This window comes from Salipiger sp. HF18 (assembly GCF_011806505.1).
GTDB classification, from domain to species: Bacteria; Pseudomonadota; Alphaproteobacteria; order Rhodobacterales; family Rhodobacteraceae; genus Salipiger; species Salipiger thiooxidans.
On sequence record NZ_JAATOS010000035.1, the window covers coordinates 1 to 21,454 of the forward strand.

The window sequence follows — 21,454 nt, forward strand, 5'->3', positions numbered from 1 at the left end:
CTGCGGCCCGACCGGGTGCCCTTCATCCACGTGGGTGCGCTGCTGCTGATCGCCGCCGGCGCCGGCATGGACGCGCATTCCAACAGCGGCCTTGCGCCCCGCGACCTGATCCTGAGCCAGAGCCTCATCGGTTTCGCCTCGACGTTGTTCCTGCCCTCGGCCATGGCCACGGGGCTGCTGACCGCGCTCAGCAAGGGCCCGCAGTACCTGCTGAGCTTCATCATCGTGTTCCTGTCGAGCCAGATCCTTGGCGGCACCATCGGGGCAGGACTGTTCCGCAGCATCGTTACGGCGCGCACCGCCGACCACGCGGAGTGGATTGCCGAAGAGCTGACCACCGGCGACCCGCTGGTCAGCGCCCGGATCTCGGGCCTCGCGCAGCAGCTCTCGGCGCAGCTGACCGATGCCGCCCAGCTCAAGGCGCAGGCCGCAGCGCAGCTTGCGGCCACCGTCCAGCGCGAGGCGACCGTCGCCGCCTACAACGACGTGTTCGCCGCCATCTCCTTTCTCGCCCTAGCAGCCCTCGCGGTGCTGACGGGCCATATTCTCCTGAACTTCCTGCGCGCCCGGATGGCTCCCCCCGTCCCCGCCGCGCATTGAGGACCCTCCGATGAACGTACTGAAACACCACGTCCCCACCTTTCTCATCGTCCTGCTCGGCGTGCTGGGCATCGGCCTCGTGCTCTGGGCCTGGCACCTGCCGCCCTTCGACGGCGCCGAGGTCCGCACCTCGAACGCCTACGTGCGAGGGCAGGTCACCACGCTGTCGGCGCAGGGCGCGGGCGAAGTGACCGAGGTCCCGGTCTCGGATTTCGCCACCGTCGCGAAGGGCGAGGTGCTGGTGCAGCTCGACGACCGCAGCGCCCGACAGGCGCTGGCGCAGGCCGAGGCGCAGCTTGCGTCGGCACGCTCGGCGCTCGAGGCCAACACCCAGTCGATCCGCTCCGCCGAGGCGACGCTGCAATCGCGCGAGGCCTCCGCACGGGCCGCCAAGGCCGCGCTCGACACCACGCAGGCGTCCTGGACCCGGCTGCACAAGCTGCAGGAAAAGGGCGTCGTCTCGACCAGCGATGTCGAGGACGCCGACCTCGCGCTGCGTCAGGCCGAGGCCGCGCTGACCGAAGCCAGCAGCAACACCGACGTGGCGCGCGAGGCCGTGGCCTCGGCCAAGGTGCAGACCGACACGCTCAACGCGCAGATCTCGAGTGCCGAGGCCGCCGTCGCGCTGGCGCGCATCGACCTCGAGCACCGGGTGATCCGGGCGCCCTCGGACGGGCGACTGGGGCAGATCGGCGTGCGCGTCGGGCAATACGTGACCGCCGGTACCGCGCTGGTGTCGCTGGTGCCGCCGCAGGTCTGGGTCATCGCCAACGTCAAGGAGACCGAGTTTGCCGATCTCCAGCAAGGGCAGCGGGTCAGCTTCACCGTCGATGCCCTGCACGATCGCGCCTTCGGCGGGCATATCACGCAGTTCTCGCCCGCCACGGCGTCGGAATACAGCGTGCTCGGCAACTCGACCGCGACCGGCAACTTCACCAAGATCGCCCAGCGTCTGCCGGTGCGCATCGAGATCGACCCCGACCAGCCCGGCAACACCGAGCTTGCCCCCGGCATGTCGGTGGTATTGCACGCCCCCCGGCAGGAGTCCTGACCGGCCGGCAAGGCGGCGCCGCTCAGTCGAGCGGCACGCCCACGTGGTCCTTCAGCGTCTTCAGCACGATCTCGGAGCGCACCTGCGCTACCTGCGGGTGCGGCAGCAGCTTGAGGTGGATGAAATCGGCGAAGGCCTGAAGGTCGGCCACCCGGATGTCGAGGATATAATCCGCATCCCCTGACACCGAGAAGGCGGCGCAGATCTGCGGATGGGTCGCCACGAAGCGGGCGAAATCGCTCTCCATGTCGGCGCCGTGGCTGCGCAGGTTCACCCGCGTCACCGCCCGGAGGCCGAAGCCCAGCCGCGCCGCGTCGAGCCGGGCGCCGTAGCCGCGGATGATCCCCGCCTTCTCGAGCGCGACGCGGCGGCGCGAGATCTGGCTGGCCGACAGGTTCACCACCTCGGCCAGCGCGGCGTTGGTGAGCGATGCGTCCTCCTGAAGTGCCGCGAGAATTGCATTGTCGAATTGATCTATGCGCATTCCGTGCACCCCTCCCCCGTTTTCACCAGAGTCTCATGCATGAAGATGCGTCCGCAAGACACATTATGCGCGCACCCTGCATCGCGGCGCTGGCATACTGGTACCAGACACGCATTCCACGAGGAGGAGACGCGCAATGGGACCCTTCCCGCACGACGCCCCGAAGGCCACGATCAGCGACCGCAACCCCGCCGGCACCGATGGTTTCGAATTCGTCGAGTTCGCCCACCCGGAGCCCGGGGTGCTGGACACCATCTTCCGCCAGATGGGCTTTGTGCCCGTGGCAAAGCACCGGACCAAGGAGATCACGCTCTACCGGCAGGGTGACATCACCTACGTCCTGAACGCCGAGCCCGACAGCCACGCAGCGCAGTTCGTGCGTGATCACGGCCCCTGCGCCCCGGCCATGGCCTGGCGCGTGGTCGACGCGCAGCACGCGCTGAAGCGCGCGCTGGAGCTCGGCGCCACCGAATACACCGGCGCAGGCAAGTCGCTCGACGTGCCGGCGGTCGTGGGCATCGGCGGCTCGCTGCTCTATTTCGTCGACACCTACGGCGACAAGGGCAGCTGCTACGGTGGCGAGTACGACTGGCTGGGCGACACCGACCCGCGCCCCGAGGGCTTCGGCTTCTACTACCTGGACCACCTCACCCACAACGTGATCCGCGGCAACATGGACACGTGGTACCGCTTCTACGCCGAGACCTTCAACTTCCGCGAGATCAAGTATTTCGACATCAAGGGCAAGCAGACCGGGCTGGTGAGCCGGGCCCTGACCTCGCCCGACGGCAAGATCCGCATCCCGATCAACGAGAGCACCGACGAGCATTCTCAGATCGAGGAGTACCTGCGCGAGTACAAGGGCGAGGGCATCCAGCACATCGCCGTCGCGACCGAGGACATCTACGGCAGCACCGACCGCATCGCCGACGCCGGGATGGAGTTCATGCCCGCCCCGCCCGCGACCTATTACGAGATGTCGCATCGCCGTGTGAAAGGCCACGAGGAGCCGCTCGACCGGATGCAGGCGCGCGGCATCCTGATCGACGGCGAGGGCGTGGTGGATGGCGGCATGACCCGCATCCTGCTGCAGATCTTCTCGAAGACCGTGATCGGCCCGATCTTCTTCGAGTTCATCCAGCGTAAGGGCGATGACGGCTTCGGCGAGGGCAATTTCAAGGCGCTCTTCGAGTCGATCGAGGAAGACCAGATCCGCCGCGGCGTGCTGAAGGGCGAACCCGCCGAGTGATCTTGCCCGAAGCGGCCTGATGACCTGACAAGATGTCCAGCAAGGGGCGCCCGCGCGCCCCTTGCCCTTGCCGGAGTGCCCGATGGCCTGGACCGACTATTCCTCCGCCCCGCCCGCGGGCACCCCCGTCTGCGCCTCGGCCGAGGTGACCGGCACCCTCACGCTCGAGGTCTCGAGCGAGGCGGGCCGTTTCCCGATGATCCTCGTGCAGAGCCCCGAGGGCCTGCGCGGCTACGTCAATGCCTGCCCGCACCAGTACCTGCCGCTCGACTATCGCGGCGCACAGCTTTTGTCGGCAGATGGGACCATGCTGCTCTGCACCGCGCATGGCGCCCGCTTCGACGCTTCCAGCGGCGCGGTGATCGGCGGTGCCGACTGCGGGCTCGACGCGGTGCCGCTCTACGAGCGGAACGGCCAGATCCTGATCGGCGGCTGACCCGGGCTGAGCCGGGCGCTCAGCCCACCACCCCGCCCTCGCGGGCCCCCTGCATGGCCTGACCGAGACGCAGCACCTCGGCGCCGCGGTCGCTGTCCCGAAGCAGCCGCACGACCTCGTCGGCGCGCTGCGGCAGGTGCAGGAAGTAGCCCTGCAGGTAGTCGACCCCGGCACGCTCCAGCACCCTGAGCTGCCCCTCGGTCTCGATTCCCCCCGCCACCACCGCCCGGCCATCCGCCTGCGCCGTCTCGACCAGCGAGTGGATGATCGAGCGCGCCGTGGCGTGGCTCTCGCAATCGCGGATCAGCGAGCGGTCGAGCTTGATGATGTCGCAATCGCTTCGCGCGAGGCTGGCGATGCACGCGTAGCACGAGCCGAAATCGTCCAGCGCCACCGTCACCCCCGCCTCGCGCAGCCGTGCGATGTTGTCGAGGACGGTCCGGCTCTGGCTCAGCGACTCGGAGTCGGTGATCTCGATGAAGAGCCGCGCGGTCGGCATGCTCCGCCCCAGCAGCTCCGCCAGCACCCGCTCGGCGAAGTCGGGGCGCTCGAACTCCCAGGGACAGATGTTCACCGAGACCGCAATCTCGGCGGGCCAGTCTGCCGCCAGTTCGATGGAGCGGTGGAGCACGTACTCCCCGATCTCGCCCAGCAGCCCCTCGGAGGTGCCAAGCTCGATCACCTCGCGCGGATTCACCGGCCCCAGCACCGGGTGACGCCAGCGCAACAGGCTCTCCATCGCGCGGATCCGGTGGTCGCCACCCGAGACGATGGGCTGGAACTCAAGCTCGATGCCACCGTCGCGCAGTGCCGCGCGCAGATCCTCGGCCAGCCCCATGGACCGGCGCTTGCGCTGCGCCAGCCCCTCCGAGAAGAACCCTACCTGCCCACGCCGCTTGGCCTTGTTCGCCCGGAGCGCCAGCTCGGCCTCGCGCAGCAGCTCGGCGATCTCCTTTCCGCCCACCGGCCCACAGGAGGCGCCCAGGGTGCAGGTCAGCCCGAAGACCCGGCCGTCATGCACGAAGCTCTCATTGAGCACCGCCTGCATCTCGGCACCGCGGCGCTCGAAGGCACGGCGCGAGGGGAAGAGCCCGGCGAAGAGGAATTCGTCCCCGCCCTTTCGGCAGGTCACCCCGGTGGCGCCGGCGAAGGACGCCAGCCGGCAGGCCATGGTGGTGAGCAGCGCGTCGCCCATCGCGTAGCCGAAGGTGTCGTTCGACCACTTGAGATTGTCCGCGTCGACGAAGAACACCCCGAGTTGACTGTTCGACGCCCCCGCCTGCGCGCCGCCGCAAAGCGCCGCGACCCGCGTCAGGAATTCACGGTAGTTCGGCAGCCCGGTCATGGCGTCATGGCTCGCGAGCCTCTGCACCTCCGCCATCGCGGCGGCCTCGTCGGTGACATCCTTGATGTAGCCGTTGAAGTAGACGCCCTCGCGCCCCTCGAGCGTGGCGCAGCGTCCGCCGATCTCGAGCGTGCGGGGCCGCGACACGCCGCCCTCGTCGCCCACCCTGAAGCAGAAGCTCTCCGGCGGCGCGGCGTTCCGGCGCGACAGTTGCGCCAGCGTACACCGGTCGGCGTCCGTCACGCCCCCGAGCCGCGACAGCTCGAGCAGGGCCGACAGGTTGCGCGGGTGGCCGGGCATGGCATCGACCCCGAGGATGCGGCGCACCGGCACGTCCGAGGTCACCAGATCGAGGTTGCCCCGGGTCTGCCAGATGCAGTTGTCGTGGCGCTCGTGATCGTTGCCGATCAGCAGGTCGAGCAGCGAGATCTGCGATTCCGCCCGCAACTTCTGCGCGTACTCGTGCGCGAAGATCCGGAGCTGCCGGTGCAGCGCCGCGGTGATCATCAGGAAGAACGAGCAGGTGATGAGCAGGAAGGGGACCGCCAGCGCTGGCAGTCCGATGAAGATCGCCGGCGGCACCGCGACCGCGAAGACCGCGACGTAGGCCAGCGCCGCGAGCGGCACCGGGTACAGCGCCAGCCCGCCGGCCGCGATGATGCCGCTGGTGAGCGCTCCGATGAAACCGATCTCCTCGAGCGAATTGTGGGAGACGAATTTGAGCAACGGATAGGTCCAGACCAGCCCGAGCAGCATCGAGAACACCACCAGCTTACCGATGCTGCCGACGCTGGCGGTATGCCGCTTTTGCCGCTGGTGCACGAAGCGGTGCCGGTAGGCCGCCCGCGCAATCATCAGCAGCACCAGCACGACCCACGCCATGTCGACCGAGTTCAGATGGCCGGCGCGCGCTTCAAGCAGCACATAGGAGGAAACGTTGACGAGGTTCGCGAACATCACCAGCGGCGTCAACGAGGTGATGGCCGCAAGCTGGTGCTTCCGCAGCAGCGGAAGAAAATCGTCCGGCAGCGCCTCGGCCGAATCGAGGCCTCGCAGCACGATCCGGTCTGACCAGGCACCGAGCCTGTTATAGAGCCACTTCATGTATCTCCGACCGAGAATCCCCTGCACTCTGGACGTCAGCCTTTCTTAAACTCGGTTAACATCGCGTTAAATTCTGCCCGGCTGCGCGAATCCTTTCAGCAAATCGCGCACGCGACCCGGCCTGATCAACCCTTGAGTGCGTCGATGAACAGCTCAAAATGCCTTTTGGCGAGGACCGAGGCCAGCGCCGACGAGCTGTCGCGTGGCGAGATCAGCGCCATCGTGAGATCGGGCAGCGCCGCCGCGCGCAGCGGCAGCGCCGCCAGCCCCGCCCCCGCGCCCTCGAAAGCATCGGGGCAGACCGCGATGACCCCATGGCCGCAACCCTCGCGCACCAGCTGGCGCAGCAGCTCGAGACTGTTCGAGGTCATCACCGGCGCCAGCTCGACCCCGGCCCGGGCGGCGGCGATGTCGAGCACGTCGCGCAGGTGGCTCGTGGCGTCCGGGACCAGAACGGGGCGCGAGAAGAAACGATCGAGAGACACGCTCTTGCGGCCGTCCTCGGGCATCAGCGCGAGCACCCGGAAGGGCAGCTCGCGCAGGACCGAGACCCCCGGCAGCGGGCGCGGGCTGAAGGTCAGGCCGAAATCCGCCTCGCCCGCGATGACCATCTGCCGGACCCGATCGGACTCGGCCACCCGCACCGAGGTGAAAATGCGGGGGTTCTCGCGGAGAAAGCCGCTCAGCGCCTGCGGCAGGAAGCTCGTGACCGCCTCCTGCGGCACCGCGATGCGCACCTCGCCCCGGCGCAGCCCCTTCAGTTCCTCGATCTCGGAGGCAACGGCGCGCATGTCCTTTTGCCAGCCCCGCATCCGGTACATGAGCAGTTCCCCCGCCGAGGTCAGCCGCACACCGCGAGGGTGACGCTCGAACAGTGGAACACCCAGTTCCTCCTCGGCGCGGAGCAGCTGCTTGTCGATGGCCGAGGCGGACACGTTCAGAACTTCTGCCGCACGACGGATGCTGCCGAGCCGGGCGATCTCTTCCATATAACTGAAAAACCTCGTGAAAAAGACCCGCTGCATGCCCGATCACCCTGTTCCACCGCCCTCCCGCGGGCATCTTTCCAGAGCGTTGAGAAAAATTCAACGCTGTGTTGGATTCTTGGCGTTTGTAACGGCTCCGTGACCGGGCCATCCTTCGCCGCAACGCAGCAGTCCCACTCACGGAGCCGCCCTTGCGCCTGATCGCGCCCGACTATTACGACGTCGACATCGCCGGCGAGACCATCTCGCTGCCGATGCTCCAGCTCGACGACCAGCGCGCCATCGCGCTGCTCATGGACATCGACATGGGCCTCGCCTTCGCCGACCGCGTGGGCCGGGCGCTGGCCGCGCGCTTCGCCGCCATGGCGCCCGAGATCGTGGTCGGCAGCGCCACGCTGGGCATCCCGGTGGCGATGGAGGTGAGCCGCCACCTCGGGCTCGACAAGTACCTGATCCTGCAGAAGTCGCCGAAGTTCCACCTCGCCGACGCGCTCGAGGAACCGGTGCGCTCGATCACCTCGGACAAGCCGCAGCGCCTGCTGCTCGACCGCCGCCAGATCCCGCTGCTGCAGGGGCGTCGCGTGGTGGTGGTCGACGATGTGATCGCCACGGGCGCCAGCATGGCCGCCGCGATGCGGTTGGTGCGCCGGGCGGGCGCCACGGTGCTCGGGGCCGGCACCATCCTGACCGAGGGCATCGCCTGGCGCGAGGCGCTGGCCGAGGACGCCGCGCTGGTGCAGCGGCTCGGACGGATACCCCAGTTCCGCGTCGTCGACGGCGAGGCGCGCATCGACCCCGCCAGCGTCGAGGCAGACATGACCCGCCCGGAGCCCGTTTCGGGCTGATCTCGCCGCGCGGCAGACGGTCGGGGAGGAGGCCGGACGCCGCGCCACATCGCAACCACAGTCCCGCGTGCCATGCCGGCGCCGGGTCGCAACCAGAGGGGCACCCGGCCCCCGCCTCACCGCAAACCGACAGGGATCTGACCCATGACAACCCAAACTCTCCCCAAGGACAGCGGCTCGTCGCTGTTCCCGCTCGTCCTCTCCATCGTCGCCGCTGCCGCCACCGGCGTGCTCTGGGCCTACGCCAACCCGATCCAGCTGGTGCCCGGCGTCATTCAGTGGCGAATCTTCGCCTTCCTGCCGCCGCTGATCGGCATCCTGCTCGGCTGGAAGAGCGGCTTCATCTGCGGCTATCTCGGCACCATCGTCTGGTCGCTGCTCGCGGGCACCTTCATCCCCGCGCATTCGCTGATCGTCGACGGCATCATGGTGGGGCTCACCGGGCTCGTGCCGGGACTGCTGTTCAACCCGGCCACCACCACCTTCGACAAGTCGGCGCTGGTGCGCATCGCGCTGGTCTGCCTCGTCGTCGGCCTCGTGATGGTGGCGGCGGTTTCGGCGAGCCTCGCCTTCCTCGGCATCTTCCCGTTCTGGTGGGCGGTCGGCTACCTCGGCCTCTCGGACATCGTGCCGATGCTGATCGGCACGCCGCTGCTCGTGGTTCCGGCGCTCAAGATCCTCAACGCGGCACACCCGGCGGGCTTCAAGCGCTTCTGATGCTGCTCGCCGCCGACAAACTCACGCTGGGGTTCGGCACGTCCGAACCCCTTCTCCGCGACGCGACGCTTGCGCTCGCGCCGGGCGGGCGCCTGCTGGTCTGCGGCGCCACCGGCAGTGGCAAGACGACGCTGATGATGACCCTCGCCGGCGTCATCCCGCAGATCACCCCCATCGCCCGTTACGAGGGCCGTGTCGCGCTGAACGGCGAGGACGTCGCCACGCTGCACCGCGACGCCCTGTTCTCGCGCGTGGGCTACGTGGCGCAATCGGCCGAGGACCAGCTCTGGGATCTCTCGGTCGAGGACATCATCGCCTTCCCGCTCGAGAACCGCGCCACCCCGCGCGACGAGGTGCGGGCACGGGTCCGCTACCTCATGGAGGACCTCGAGCTCACCGAGCTTGCCGGCCGGCGGGTGCTGACCCTGTCCGGCGGAGAGCGGCGCATGGTCGTGCTCGCCGCGGCGCTGGCCTCGCGCCCCGAGCTGCTGGTGCTCGACGAGCCCACCACCGGCCTCGACCCGGCGGCGCGCGAACGGCTCTGCCGGGCGCTGGAACAGGCCGCCGAGCATGTCTCGGGCGTGGTGATCGCCGAACAGGATCCCGCGCATCTGGCCCCGGTGACGCAAAGCCTTGCGCTGATCGCCGAGGGGACGCTTTCCGCCGTCACGCCGCTGGCGCCCGCGCTCGACGATGCGGCGCTCTGGACCCGCGCCGGGCTGCTGCCGCCGCGCAAGCCCTCGGGCCTGCGCCCTGCGGTGACGCCGGGTCGCGAGCTGCTCCGCGTCCGGGGCCTGCGCACCAGGCTTGCCCGCGCCTCGGGCAAGCCGGTGCTTGACGGGCTCGACCTGACGCTGCGCGCGGGCGAGGTGCTGGGCGTGATCGGCCGCAACGGTGCCGGCAAGACCACCCTGATGAAGTCGGTGCTGGGCCTGATGCCCGTCGCTGCGGGCGAGATCGCGCTCGACGGTCAGGCCGCGCAGGGCTGGACCACCGCCCGCCGCGCCCGCCACATCGCCTACGTGCCGCAATCCATGCGGCAGATCCTCTTCCACATGACCGCCGCCGAGGAGGTCGCCTTTGCCCGCTCCAAGGGCGAGGGCCACGAGGATACCGAAACCGTGCTTGCCCGCTACGGGCTCGGCGGACAGGGCGAGACCAACCCCTTTGCGCTTTCGGCCCGCCAGCAGGGGCAGCTCGGCCTTGCCTGTGCCGAGGCCTCGGGCGCCGCCATTGCCATCGTCGACGAGCCGCTGCTGGCGCGCGATCTGGCCGGGCGCGCATTGCTCGAGACCTTCCTCGGGCGGATGACCTCACAGGGGCGCGCGGTGATGCTGATCTCGCATGACCTCGAGCTGGTCGACGACGTGGCCACCCGACTGGCGCTCGTGGGCGCGGGGTACATCCCCTATGACGGCCCGGTCGGCGAGGGTTGGCAGAGCCGCGCCTTCGCGGCGCTCGGCTGGCCCGCCCCTTATGGCACCGCACGGGAGTCCGCCGCATGAGCCGCCTGCACGACCTCAATTTCTTCGTGAAGCTCGGCACCGCCTTCGCGCTGATGATCGTGGCCTGGCTGGCCCCCGACTGGCGCTGGGGCATCCCCTTCGCGGCGCTGGTACTGGCGCTTCTCTGGGTGACGCGGGTGCCCAAGCTCGGCGGCTACCTCAAGGGCGCGGGGCTGCTGACGCTCATGGTCATCGTGAGCTGGATGATCAACCTGCTGCTGCAGGGCATCGCCCCGCTCGACGCGCTGGCCATCGCCGCCAAGATGGCCGCCCGGCTGGTCGCTACCACGGCGCTCTTCTACTTCGTGATGGAAACCTCGACCCCCGGCGCAATCCTCGCCGCCTGCTCCGCCGCGCGGCTGCCGGCGGTGGCGACGCTGGTACTATCGCTGCTCTTCGGCATCATCCCGATGCTGCGCGACGAGTTCGAGCGCATCGCCGACGCGCAGCGCGCCCGCGGCATGGAGATTGACGACGTGAGCTTCCTCAAGAAGCTGCGTTTCGCGCTCGCCCGCGGCGTGCCGCTTCTGGTGCAGGCGATCCGCACCGCCCACGCCATCAGCTTCTCGCTGACCCTCTATGGCTTCGACCTGTCCCGCAAGCGCACCACGTGGCGCGACGTGGGCCTGATGGTAGAGCCCCGCATGACATGGAAGGACCCCATCCGATGACGGACCAAGCCGGACGCCAGACCTGGCGCGTCGATGTCGAGGGCTACCCGCTCGACCTGCCCATCGTGCCGATCAACCCCGAGTTCGCCATTTCGCTGATGATGGTCATCGACCTCGGCGTGAAGTTCGGCGAGCACATCGGCAAGGAATTGGCCCGCAAGATCGCGCCGCTGCAGCCGGACATCATCGTGGGACCCGCGACGCTGGGCATTCCCGTCGCCATCGAGGTCACCCGGGCGCTCGGGCTCGACGACTACGTGGTGCTGCAGAAATCGCCCAAGCTCCACCTCGGCGACGCGCTGGTGCAGACGCTGACCTCGATCACTTCCAAGGGCGAGCAGCGCATCCTGCTCGACCGCGCGGCGATCCCGCTGATCGAGGGCAAGCGCGTGGTGGTGGTCGACGACGTGGTGGCCTCGGGCTCGAGCCTCAAGGGCGCGCTGGACCTCGTGCGGCAGGCCGGCGGCAACGTGGTGGGCGCGGGCGTCATCCTCACCGAGGCGCAGGACTGGCGCGAGACGCTGGGCGCCGATGCCGAGACGCTGGTCTCGCTCGCGCATATCCCGCAGTTCGCCCCCGGTGCGGACGGGGTCTGGCAGCCGATCCCCGGCACCTGAAGGGCCCCTGCCCCGCCGCTCGCGACCATGCCGCGAAGCTGCAGGCACCTATCGGCCCGCTTCATGAATGGCCCCGGTGCCGGGCAACGGCATGCCCGGCCCGCCCGCGCGGGATGAGTATCCAGGCCAGCCCGAAGGCGAAAATGAGCAGTGCGGCGCCAGCGATCTGCACCTCGTGACAGGCCCGCGCGAAATCCTGTGTCGGGGTTCCGTCGCCCTCCGATAGCGCCGTCACGGCAACCAGCAGCGCCAGCCCGAAGGCGAGGCTCATCTGGTGCGCCACGTTCACGAGCCCCGATGCCGCGCCCGCGTCGTCCTTGCGCGCCTTGGGGATGCCCGAGGTGGCGAGCGCGCCGAAGCAGAGCCCCGCCTGCAGCGGCGAGAAGCCGTGGGCGCCGCTGCAGGAACTGCCTGGCGAAGAAGAAGACCCCCACCATCACCGCGAAGAAGAGAAAGCGCGCAGCAGGCCCCCCTGCCCGGCCACGATTCGATGTGATCACGGGCCCTGCCGCCTCTGCCCGATCCCGCGCCTCGGCCTCTTTCAGGCGCAACAAACGCGAAATGCATGGCATTTCTTCAACAAGTCAGTGACTTATCCACAGCCGGTGATCCAAAGCCTGAAGCTGCGCATGGGGTTCGCTCGGCTTATGCGCGAAAAAACTGTTGTCTGGCGATGAGTTGCGTGTCATGAGTTCTGTAGTCGCAAGATTGCGAAATTCCCGCGGTTTAGCGACAAAACCCCGAAGACCCACCAAGAGGTCGCGAGAGCAGTATGGATACGACAACCGAGATTTCCGAATCCAATTCGATCGCGGCCTTCATCGCCGCAAACGCGACCCGGCTTTCGGAGGCGCTCAATCATCATATGCGCAACAGCTTTCAGCCCGAAAGCCGAAAGACGCTGCGCAAGTTTCATCCGGCCGAGGTCTCGGAGCTGACCGGCATCAGCATGTCGAACCTCCGCACCCGGCACCAGGATGGAGACTTCCCCGAGGTCGAGACCGACCCCCGCGGGCGAAGGCTCTATTCCGCCGAGGAAATCGAGCAGATCCGCCACGTCATGGCCCGCACCGGCCGCAACGGCGACGCCTACCTTCCCGGTCGGCGCGAGGGCGACAAGCTGCAGATCATCTCGATCGTCAACTTCAAGGGCGGCTCGAGCAAGACCACCACCGCGATCCACCTCGCGCAACGCTATGCGCTGCGCGGTTATCGCGTTCTGGCCATCGACATGGACCCGCAGGCGAGCCTCACCACCATGTTCGGCTACCGACCCGAGATCGAGTTCGCCGAAAGCGGTACGGTCTACGACGCACTGCGTTACGAGGATCCGGCACCGTTGAGCCAGGTGGTGCGGAAGACCTACTTCCACAACCTTGACCTTGCGCCGGCGGGCCTCCTGCTCTCGGAATACGAGACCGAGACCGCCTATGCGCTGCAGCACAAGATCGACCCGCCCTTCACCCAGCGGCTGGCCATCGCCCTGGACGAGATCGAGGACCGCTACGATCTCGTGATCATCGACTGCCCGCCGCAACTGGGCTTCACCACGATGACCGCCCTTCTGGCGTCGACGGGGCTTCTGATCACCGTCGTGCCCAGCATGCTCGACGTGGCATCCATGGCGCAATTCCTTGAAATGGCAGGAGAAACTGTCCGCACGCTGGAAGAGGCGACCGGCCCCATCGACTGGAACTTTCTCAAGTTCCTGGTGGCCCGCTACGAGCCCACGGACGTGCCTCAGTCGCAGATGGCAGGCTTCCTGCGGTCGATCCTGCTTGACCAGGTGCTGACCACGCCGATGCTGAAATCCACCGCGATCTCGGATGCCGGCATGACCCAGCAGACGATCTACGAGCTCGATCCCGGGCAGGTGGTGAAGAAGACGCTCGACCGGATCATGGAAAGCGTCAACGGGGTCGCCGACGAATTCGAGAAGACGATCCAGCAGGCTTGGGGACGGGAGGTCGACTGATGGCACGCAGGAACCTGTTCCAGCCCCCTCCCCTGCCCTCCGCCTCGGCGCAGGAACCTGCGCCGGCCGAGAGCAAGCCGCGCTTCCCCAACACCGGCGCAATGAGCGGCGTGAAGTCTACGCTCAAGGACCTGTCGAGCAACGCCGTGCGCGAGATCGCCGTCGAGACCATCGAGGAAGGCGGTCCCAAGGACCGGCTGGCCTTCTCGGACGCGGACGTGGCGCAGCTGGCGGAGAGCATCCGGCAGCACGGCCAGCAGGTGCCCATCATGGTGCGCCCGATCGCCGAGAAGCCGGGCTACTACCGCGTGGTCTACGGCCGTCGGCGCCTGCGGGCGCTGCGCAGCCTCGGCATCCCCGCCAAGGCACTGGTGCGCTCGCTCAGCGACGAGGAGGCGATCCTTGCGCAGGGCCAGGAGAACTCGCAGCGGCTCGACCCGAGCTTCATCGAGAAGGCGCTTTTCGCCGCCGAACTCAGCGACAGCGGCTACGAGCCCGCAGTGATCCTCGACGCGCTCGCCATCGACCGGCCGATGCTGTCGCGCATGACGAAGGTGGCGCGCACCATTCCCGAGGCGGTGGTGCAGCTCATTGGTTCGGCGCATGGCATCGGGCGCCGGCGCTGGGAAGAGCTCGCCGACAAGGTGCGCGGCCATGACGTCGATCTGAAGAAGGTCGCGGATGGGGCGGACCTTGGCGCGGTGGCGACCTCGGACGACCGTTTCGCGCGGGTGAGCGATGCCGTGACCGCGCTGCTCTCTGCAGTGCCCGAGGCCAAGACGCCCCCCTACCCTGCCCGCGCGTTCCGCCATCGTGACGGAACGCCGCTGGCCGAGGTCAAGGAAACCGCGCGCGCATTGACTTTGAAGGTGTCCAAGAGCGATCAGCCCGACTTTGCCCGCTGGCTGCGGGACAATGCGGAAGCCGAGCTGACGCGTCTCTACGAGGCATGGCGGTCGGACAAGACGTCCGGCTGACCCGATAACGAGCAGAAACCACAACAGACAGGAGCACGACCAGCAGCCCGAAAAAGAGAGAGCCCCCCAAGGTCACCCCCGGAGAGCCCAATCTGTGCTTAGCACCCTCAGATTTACCAGCTTCTCCCACACAGTCAACAACAACCGAATCGGTTGAACGAAGAATTGCGGCCTTTTCACTGAAAAAGCCGTGAGCGCTTCGTCGTACGGTGGGGACTTTCCCGATCAGGTTGCCGTGACAGGCACATGACATTCATTCAGGCATCCGCGCCCACCGGGCAGCGGAGTGTTTCCCCGTTGTCCGCGGACAACGGCTACCCGGACCGTCACATCGTGATGGAGACGCTGCGAACGGCTGCGCCGCTCCTGGGGCTTCGCGCCCCGGTGCTCGCGACACTGGACGCCCTGCTCTCCTGCCTCCCCCCGAAGCGGACGCACCACACAGTCTTCGCCTCGAACGCGACGCTGACTTTCCGGCGCAACGGCATCTCGGATCGAACCCTGCGGCGGCACGTGGCGCTCCTGCAGGACGCCGGTCTGCTGACGCGCCACGACAGTCCCAACCGCAAGCGCTACTCCCGTCACAACCGCGAAGACGGCATAGCTCTGCGCTTCGGCTTCGACCTCACCCCGCTCTACCGGCGCATGACCGAGCTCGCACGTGTCGCCTGTGACGCCCGCACCCTGCAGGAGCGCATCGCCTACCTCACCTGCAAGATCCGCGCCGCCGCCAACGACCTTCTGATGTCCGACCCCGAGCACGAGGCCGCTACCCTTGCCCGTGCCGCCCTGCGTCGGAAGCTCACGGTCTCGGAGTGCGAAGCCTTGCTCGAGCGGCTCGAACAGACCCCCGCCGAGGGGGCATCGGACCCCAGTGAGACGATGGATATGACCGGCAGAAACGGCCAAAATGTCCGGCACCATCAGAACTCAACAAAAGAGAATATTGATAGAACCGCAGAGACCAGCACGCAGCCCTCGCGACAGGACACCAGCCCTCCGGACCAAGGCAGAGAAATCCCGGTGAAGGAGATCGTCCGGCTCTGCCCCGAGGCCGCGCAGTTCGAGCAGGCTCCGACAGAGACCGTTGGCGATGTGGTCGCCCATGCGAGGTTTCTTGCACCGATGATGGGCATCGACGCCCGGAGCTATGATGCCGCCAGGTCCCGGCTTGGAGAGACCGGGGCCGCGTTGACGGTCTGGGGGCTGATGCAGATCCAGCACCGCATCCGTAAGCTCGGAGCTTATTTCCGCTCGATCACCAGCGGCGCCAGAAGCGACGGTTTCGACCCCATCGGCCTGATCCTGTCTCTGGATCGCGAGCGCATACCCACGACCTGAGGGGCGGACATTGTCCGCGGACAACACGGCTTGTCCGGTCCTCCCGACAGCGCCGATGTTGCGACCTAGGGCTGTGTTCCGGGGGCCCACGCCATCCGGTAGACTTCCGGGAAAACCAAACGAAGAGGGGCATGACATGCAAGCGCATCCGCATCTTTCGCCCGCAGTTCCGGGATGACCGCGGCCATCGACATTGCCGGCGCCACGCTGCGCGCAGACGATCTGTCCCAGCTCCGTGCCCTGGTCGAGGCAGGCATTTCCACGAGCCTCCCGCGCCGCGTTCTGCTCGTCGCGGATTTCCGCCCCTCGATGCTGCAGGGTCGGAGCCGGGCCTTCCGCTCCGTCGCCGCGGCCGAAGCACTCACGGTGCTCGGCTGGCAGGTGGCCGAGGCCGGTGGCTCCGTCGGGCTGATGACGCTCGGGACCGGGGCGCCGGTTCGGGTGCCGCTGGACGCGGGAGCCGAGGGCATGCGGCAGGTGGTTTCGGGATTTGTCCGCGGACACGAAGCAGCCGCCGCTCATGCCACCGCCGGCTGCCTTGACGACGTGCCGCTCGACCGGCTGCTCTCGGATCTCGACCTGAGCGGGGACGAGATCCGCGCTGTGGTCATAGCCTCCGGCTTCGAGTTTCCCGGCGGAGGATGTGCCGCGCTGCTACAGGCGCTGTCCGCCAAACACCCCGTCCGGTTGGTCCATGTTACCGATGCCGCCGAGGCCGACGAAACAACGGGACAGGGCAGGGCACTCGGACTGCCAGTCGTGACGCTCGACGCCGGGCTTCTGCCCGAAGCCATGCCGTCCGTTCTCGCCGAAGTGTTCCGATAAGCGGGCTCTTCGGACCCTGATGACCCGCCGGAGCGCCGAATTGGCGACGTTCTGCCCGCCTAAGATGATCTCCAAGTCAAATAAGACCTAAGTTTATCAATTTTGAGGTCGTTTCTCCCGCGATGGACCCCAAACGCAGCCTATACTTACGGCTGCATTGCCAGAATCCTGCTCTGCCCGCACCCTTTGGCGCGAGAGCGCCTTGGGAAGGGCGCGTCTCTCAGGGAGGAGTGAAACGAAGATGGGAATTCTAGGAAAGCTCTTTGGTGGCGATGAGGGAACCCCTCCGCCGTCCTATTCACATGTGAAGATTCACCCCCAAGTGGACAACGGCGTGGGTTCGGCCACGCCCGGTTTCTCGGGGGGAACACTGAAATGCAAATGCGCGACCAATCCGGTCGTTGTCGTCGTGAGTGCGCAGACCGCGCATAACCATGTCTGCGGCTGCACCAAGTGCTGGAAACCCGACGGCGCGATCTTCAGCCAGATCGCGGTGGTCTCGCGCGATAAGGTGGAGGTGACCGAGAACGCGGACAAGCTCGAGATCGTTGACCCCAGCGCCGCCATCCAGCGCCACGCCTGCAAGGAGTGCGGCGTGCACATGTATGGCCGGATCGAGAATACCGGCCACCCGTTCCACGGCCTCGACTTCGTGCACACCGAGCTCTCGACCCAGAAGGGATGGTCGCCGGCGGAATTCGCGGCCTTCGTCTCATCGATCATCGAGTCCGGTGTCGATCCCTCGCGCATGGACGAGATCCGCGGCCGGCTGCGGGCGCTTGGGCTCGAGCCCTACGACTGCCTTTCGCCGCCGCTGATGGACGCCATCGCGACGCACGTGGCCAAGACGAGTGGCGTGCTGAAGTGACGCCGCGCGGGCATATCCGGCCCCGCCGGGGGCGCGCTTCGCGCCCCACCGAGTAGGGGGCGTGCGCGGCCAAACGCGATGCGGGATATGCTCGACGCACCATGTCCGGGGACAGGCCATGGGCCGGTCCGGCCCCGCGGAAAAACTCGCCCGCCGGGCCGGACCGGAACAACACCGTTGCGCGAACGAAAATTTCTGCGTTAACCTCCCGGAGGGAGGACATTTCAATGAAGGACATGAACGACGTCCCGTCGGTCGGCATGATCCGATCCGTCGTGATCGTTGACGATCATCCGCTCTACAGCGACGCCCTGGCCGCGGCGCTTCAGCTCGTGTTCGAGGGGGTGAAGGTTTCGAAGGCGCAGACTCTTGGCGCCGCGCTGGACCTGATCGAGTCGGGCGAACTTCCCGACCTCGTCATGTTCGACCTCAAGCTTCCGGACGTCTGCGGCATCTCGGGCTTCCAGCGTTTGCGGGCCGCGCTGCCCGATGCGCCGATCCTCGTCATCTCGTCGCTGACCTCGGTGCAGGTGGTGCAGGCCCTGATGGAGGAGGGAGCCGCCGGATTCCTGCCCAAGGACGCCTCGGCGCAGCTTCTGCGCACCGCGCTGCAGGAGATCGCCTCGGGCCGGAAATACGTGCACTCAGGATACCAGAGCTGCCCCGTCGCCATGGTTCCCGAGGATCGCTTCGACGCCTCGCACCCGAAGCTGGCGGAACTCACGCCGCAGCAGAAGCGCATCATGAAACTGATTTGCGCAGGCAAGCCCAACAAGCAGATCGCCTATGAGTTGTCCCTTGCCGAGGCGACGGTGAAGGCCCACATCACTGCGCTGCTGCGCCGTCTCGGGGTTCAGAACCGGACCCAGGCCGCAGTGCTGGTGGAGAGCGCGCAGCCCGCAACGGCCATCGGGTCGGGCGAGGCGGACGCGCAGGCCTTCCTGAGCCACTGACGCCATGATCCAGGACCGGACGCGCCCGCGCTTCGTGCAGATTGCCGTCTCGCGCGCGGCGGGCGCTGCCGCCGCGGTGGACGAGGCGCTGGCTGGCATCGACCTTGCCGAGGCGTGCTTCCTGCTGGCCTTCGTGCCCGAGGGGCTGAACCTTGGCCGCGTCGCCGAGGCGCTCGAGAGCGGGGCAGGGGGGGTGCCGGTCTTCGGCTGCACCACCGCGGGCACCATCACCACCGAGGGCTACGAGACCGAGGCTCTGCTGATCCTCGCCTTCCCGCGCGAGCACTTCCGCTGCGCCTCGATGCTCATCGAGCCGCTGAAGCCGATGACGATGAAATCCATCGCCGCCGACGTGCGCGCCCATGCGGCCCGCTTCAGGCGCACCGCCGGGTGGAACCGGCTGGCGCTGATCTTCGCCGACGGGCTCTCCAAGCAGGAGGACCTGCTGGTCGCCACGCTCGAGGCGGCGCTGGGGGAGGTGCCGGTGTTCGGTGGCTCCGCGGGCGACAACCTTGCCTTCCGCGAGACCTTTGTCCTGCACGAGGGCGGCTCTCACACCAACGCGGCGCTGCTGCTGCTGATCGAGACCGACCTCGGCTTCCAGGGGCTGGGGTTCGACCACTTCCTGCCCACCGGCTGCCAGGTGGTGGTGACCGAGGCGCTGCCGGACGAGCGGCTGGTGCTCGAGATCAACGGCGCGCCTGCCGCGCTGGAATATGCCCGGATCGTCGGTTGTCCGGTCGAGGATCTCTCGCCGCAGGTCTTCGCCGAGAACCCGATGCTGGTGCGGCAGAACATGAACTACCACGTGCGCGCCATCCACGACGCTCCGGGGGCCCACGCGCTGAGCTTCCTCGGGGCCATCGACGACGGGCTGATCCTGACGCTCGGGCGGGGCAAGGAGATCATCGAGACCCTGCGCTCGGAGCTCGACGTGCGCGGGCCGCATGACGAGGCGCCGGATTTCGTGCTGGGCTTCGACTGCGTGCTGCGCAAGCTCGAGATCGAGCAGAAGCAGCTTTCGGGTCCGGTCAGCGAGATCTTCCGCGACCGCCGCGTCGTCGGTTTCAACACCTACGGCGAGCAGCATTGCGGCGTGCACGTGAACCAGACCTTCGTGGGCGTCGCCTTCTTCGACCCGGCGCAGAGGGAATTCGCATGATCGATCCCGACGAACCGCTCGAGACCCAGGTCGCCCGTCAGGCCAAGATCATCGACGCGCTGATGCGCCGCGCCAACCGCCAGCACGAGGTCGGCGGCTCGGCCTATGGCGCCTTCCAGTCCGCCATCGCGCTGCAGGGGCAGATCTGGGCCAAGACCCGCGACCTCGAACGCACCACCGACGAGCTGCGCCACGCCCGCGACGACACGCAGCGCATGCGCAAGAACCTCGCGGATGCGCTGTCGGCCATGGACGGCGGCGTTGCGCTTTTCACCGCCGGGCGGCTCGAGGTCTGCAACGACATCTTTCTGAAGCTGCTGCCCGACGTGTCCGAGCGGCTGCAGCCGGGGCTCACGGTCGAGGACTGTTTCGCCGCCATGTCCGAGAGCCGCCACCTGTCGAGTGTCGAGGGCAACTTCGACGCGGCGCTGGCGCAGGCGCGGCGGGGCAGGGTGGGCACGTCGGTGGTCTCTCTGGTGATCGAACTCGCGGGCGACCGCTGGTACCAGATCAACCTTCAGCGCACGAGCGCCGAGAACCTCGTGCTGCTGCTCACCGAGATCACCCCCATCGTGCGCCGCAACCGGTCCGAGAAGGAAAGCCTGATCGACCGGCAGGCCGACTACCTGCAGGCGGTGTTCGAGAACATGACCTCGGGGGTCTGCACCTTCTCGCCGGCGGGCGAGGTGATGATGTACAACCAGCAGTTCCGCCAGCTGCTGGGGCTGCCCTACACCATGCTGCAACACGGCACCGACCTGCAGCGGCTGCTGGATTTCGTCGCACAGCACCGGCTCATCGCCGAGGCCGCCGAGCACGACATCCACCACTGGCTCGACCGGCTCGAACGGCAGGGCCGGCTGCGGCGGCGGGTGCGCCACGCCACGGGACGGATGCTGGACCTGCACGCCCACCGGCTGCCGGACGGCGGCGTGCTGCTCGAGCTCAAGGACGTGACGCTCGAGAGCCGTGCCACCGAGATGCTTGAGAACCGCGTGACCGAGCGCACCGCCGAGCTGACCCGCGCCAACGCCCAGCTGCGCGAGCAGTTCGACGAGATGGCGAGGGTCGAGGAAGAGCTGCGCGTCGCCAAGGAGCGCGCCGAGGCCGCCGTGTCCTCGAAGACCCGGTTCCTCGCCGCGGCGAGCCACGACCTGCTGCAGCCGATCAACGCCGCGAAGCTGTTGATCGCGACACTGATGGACACGACTGCCGACACGCGCTTTGCCCCTATGGTTGAGCGTCTCGACGGTTCCTTCTGCTCGATCGAGCAGCTGCTGCATTCGCTTCTCGACATCTCTCGGCTCGAAAGCACCGATCAGGCGCTGACCCCGACCGAGGTCTGTCTCGGCACGCTGATGCGCTCGGTCTGGGAGGACCAGACCCCGCTGGCGCAGCGCAAGGGGGTGCAGCTCGACGTGGTGCCGAACATGTGCTTCGTGCGCTCGGACCCGGTCTACCTGCTGCGCTCGATCCAGAACCTCGTGGTCAACGCGATCCAGTACACCGCGCCCGGCGGCCGGGTGCTGGCCGGATGCCGGCGTCGCGGGAACACGGTCGAGCTGCAGGTCTGGGACACCGGCATCGGGATCTCGCGCAAGGACCAGAAGCGCATCTTCGAGGAATTCGCGCGGGCCGACAACGTGCCGCTGGGCTCGGGCGTGGGGCTCGGGCTGTCGGTGGTCGACCGCACCTGCCGCCACCGCGGGCACAAGGTGCGCGTGCGCTCGAAACCCGGTGTGG

General features: G+C 67.8%; 21 protein-coding genes and 1 pseudogene. 18 read left to right on the forward strand and 4 right to left on the reverse strand.

Translation table 11 applies throughout. The features are described from left to right. Both HC022_RS06060 and HC022_RS06065 read left to right on the forward strand, forming a co-directional pair. Window positions 1–600 (forward strand): annotated as a pseudogene (locus HC022_RS06060) (MFS transporter); the annotation flags it as partial. A gap of 10 nt (window positions 601–610) precedes the next feature. After that, a complete protein-coding gene (locus HC022_RS06065; RefSeq protein WP_167451799.1) occupies window positions 611–1,651 on the forward strand; it encodes an HlyD family secretion protein in 1,041 nt (346 codons plus the stop codon). Window positions 1,652–1,673: 22 nt separating this feature from the next. On the opposite strand, the gene HC022_RS06070 is transcribed toward HC022_RS06065, so the two are convergent. Continuing rightward, window positions 1,674–2,135, reverse strand: a complete 462-nt coding sequence (locus HC022_RS06070) for an Lrp/AsnC family transcriptional regulator (protein ID WP_167451800.1) — start codon at window positions 2,133–2,135, stop codon at window positions 1,674–1,676. 136 nt (window positions 2,136–2,271) lie between these two features. On the opposite strand from HC022_RS06070, the gene hppD reads away from it, so the two are divergent. Continuing rightward, window positions 2,272–3,384: a 4-hydroxyphenylpyruvate dioxygenase gene (gene hppD, locus HC022_RS06075; RefSeq protein WP_008887548.1), complete on the forward strand. Its 1,113-nt coding sequence runs from the start codon at window positions 2,272–2,274 to the stop codon at window positions 3,382–3,384. 82 nt (window positions 3,385–3,466) lie between these two features. Then, window positions 3,467–3,820, forward strand: a complete 354-nt coding sequence (locus tag HC022_RS06080) for a Rieske 2Fe-2S domain-containing protein (RefSeq protein WP_167451801.1) — start codon at window positions 3,467–3,469, stop codon at window positions 3,818–3,820. 19 nt (window positions 3,821–3,839) lie between these two features. Here HC022_RS06080 and HC022_RS06085 read toward each other — a convergent pair whose 3' ends face one another. Continuing rightward, window positions 3,840–6,269 carry a bifunctional diguanylate cyclase/phosphodiesterase gene (locus HC022_RS06085; protein WP_167451802.1) on the reverse strand — a complete coding sequence of 810 codons (2,430 nt, stop codon included), beginning with the start codon at window positions 6,267–6,269 and terminating at the stop codon, window positions 3,840–3,842. A 125-nt stretch (window positions 6,270–6,394) separates the two neighbouring features. Further along, a complete protein-coding gene (locus HC022_RS06090; protein WP_254884956.1) occupies window positions 6,395–7,258 on the reverse strand; it encodes a LysR family transcriptional regulator in 864 nt (287 codons plus the stop codon). A gap of 188 nt (window positions 7,259–7,446) precedes the next feature. Between HC022_RS06090 and HC022_RS06095 the strand changes: the two genes are divergently transcribed. The 5 genes from HC022_RS06095 (at window position 7,447) to HC022_RS06115 (ending at window position 11,610) form a co-directional block, all read left to right on the forward strand. Next, a complete protein-coding gene (locus HC022_RS06095; RefSeq protein ID WP_167451804.1) occupies window positions 7,447–8,100 on the forward strand; it encodes a phosphoribosyltransferase family protein in 654 nt (217 codons plus the stop codon). A 144-nt stretch (window positions 8,101–8,244) separates the two neighbouring features. Further along, window positions 8,245–8,817, forward strand: coding sequence for an aminotriazole resistance protein (locus tag HC022_RS06100; RefSeq protein ID WP_167451805.1), 573 nt, complete (start codon window positions 8,245–8,247; stop codon window positions 8,815–8,817). Beyond that, the gene (locus tag HC022_RS06105) at window positions 8,817–10,322 is read left to right on the forward strand and encodes an ABC transporter ATP-binding protein (RefSeq protein ID WP_167451806.1); all 1,506 of its coding nucleotides are present in this window, start codon (window positions 8,817–8,819) and stop codon (window positions 10,320–10,322) included. Before HC022_RS06100 ends, HC022_RS06105 begins: the two co-directional genes overlap by 1 nt. Continuing rightward, a complete protein-coding gene (locus tag HC022_RS06110; RefSeq protein ID WP_089962470.1) occupies window positions 10,319–10,993 on the forward strand; it encodes an energy-coupling factor transporter transmembrane protein EcfT in 675 nt (224 codons plus the stop codon). Before HC022_RS06105 ends, HC022_RS06110 begins: the two co-directional genes overlap by 4 nt. Continuing rightward, window positions 10,990–11,610 (forward strand): phosphoribosyltransferase family protein, encoded by a 621-nt coding sequence (locus HC022_RS06115; protein ID WP_167451807.1) that lies wholly within the window; start codon window positions 10,990–10,992, stop codon window positions 11,608–11,610. The genes HC022_RS06110 and HC022_RS06115 overlap by 4 nt, the downstream gene beginning before the upstream one ends. Before the next feature lie 61 nt (window positions 11,611–11,671). Here the strand turns inward: HC022_RS06115 and HC022_RS06120 are convergent, their stop codons facing one another. After that, window positions 11,672–11,881 (reverse strand): hypothetical protein, encoded by a 210-nt coding sequence (locus HC022_RS06120; protein ID WP_167451808.1) that lies wholly within the window; start codon window positions 11,879–11,881, stop codon window positions 11,672–11,674. A gap of 61 nt (window positions 11,882–11,942) precedes the next feature. Between HC022_RS06120 and HC022_RS06125 the strand changes: the two genes are divergently transcribed. The 9 genes from HC022_RS06125 to HC022_RS06165 form a co-directional block, all read left to right on the forward strand. Beyond that, a complete protein-coding gene (locus HC022_RS06125) occupies window positions 11,943–12,287 on the forward strand; it encodes a hypothetical protein (RefSeq protein WP_167451809.1) in 345 nt (114 codons plus the stop codon). Between the two features lie 95 nt (window positions 12,288–12,382). Beyond that, window positions 12,383–13,585, forward strand: coding sequence for a plasmid partitioning protein RepA (repA, locus tag HC022_RS06130; protein ID WP_167451810.1), 1,203 nt, complete (start codon window positions 12,383–12,385; stop codon window positions 13,583–13,585). After that, window positions 13,585–14,562 carry a plasmid partitioning protein RepB gene (gene repB / locus HC022_RS06135; protein ID WP_167451811.1) on the forward strand — a complete coding sequence of 326 codons (978 nt, stop codon included), beginning with the start codon at window positions 13,585–13,587 and terminating at the stop codon, window positions 14,560–14,562. Before repA ends, repB begins: the two co-directional genes overlap by 1 nt. A gap of 297 nt (window positions 14,563–14,859) precedes the next feature. Then, window positions 14,860–15,903: a plasmid replication protein RepC gene (gene repC, locus HC022_RS06140; RefSeq protein ID WP_167451812.1), complete on the forward strand. Its 1,044-nt coding sequence runs from the start codon at window positions 14,860–14,862 to the stop codon at window positions 15,901–15,903. Window positions 15,904–16,077: 174 nt separating this feature from the next. Then, a complete protein-coding gene (locus HC022_RS28545; RefSeq protein ID WP_175583472.1) occupies window positions 16,078–16,728 on the forward strand; it encodes a hypothetical protein in 651 nt (216 codons plus the stop codon). A gap of 241 nt (window positions 16,729–16,969) precedes the next feature. Next, entirely contained in the window at window positions 16,970–17,596 is a 627-nt protein-coding gene (gene gfa / locus HC022_RS06150) for an S-(hydroxymethyl)glutathione synthase (protein WP_175583473.1), read from the forward strand. Between the two features lie 227 nt (window positions 17,597–17,823). Then, a complete protein-coding gene (locus HC022_RS06155; RefSeq protein WP_167451814.1) occupies window positions 17,824–18,549 on the forward strand; it encodes a response regulator transcription factor in 726 nt (241 codons plus the stop codon). A 4-nt stretch (window positions 18,550–18,553) separates the two neighbouring features. Further along, window positions 18,554–19,711, forward strand: coding sequence for an FIST N-terminal domain-containing protein (locus tag HC022_RS06160; RefSeq protein WP_089962487.1), 1,158 nt, complete (start codon window positions 18,554–18,556; stop codon window positions 19,709–19,711). Beyond that, a partial coding sequence (locus HC022_RS06165) for a PAS domain-containing sensor histidine kinase (protein WP_167451815.1) occupies window positions 19,708–21,454 on the forward strand: 1,747 nt, incomplete at its 3' end. The genes HC022_RS06160 and HC022_RS06165, both read left to right, overlap by 4 nt.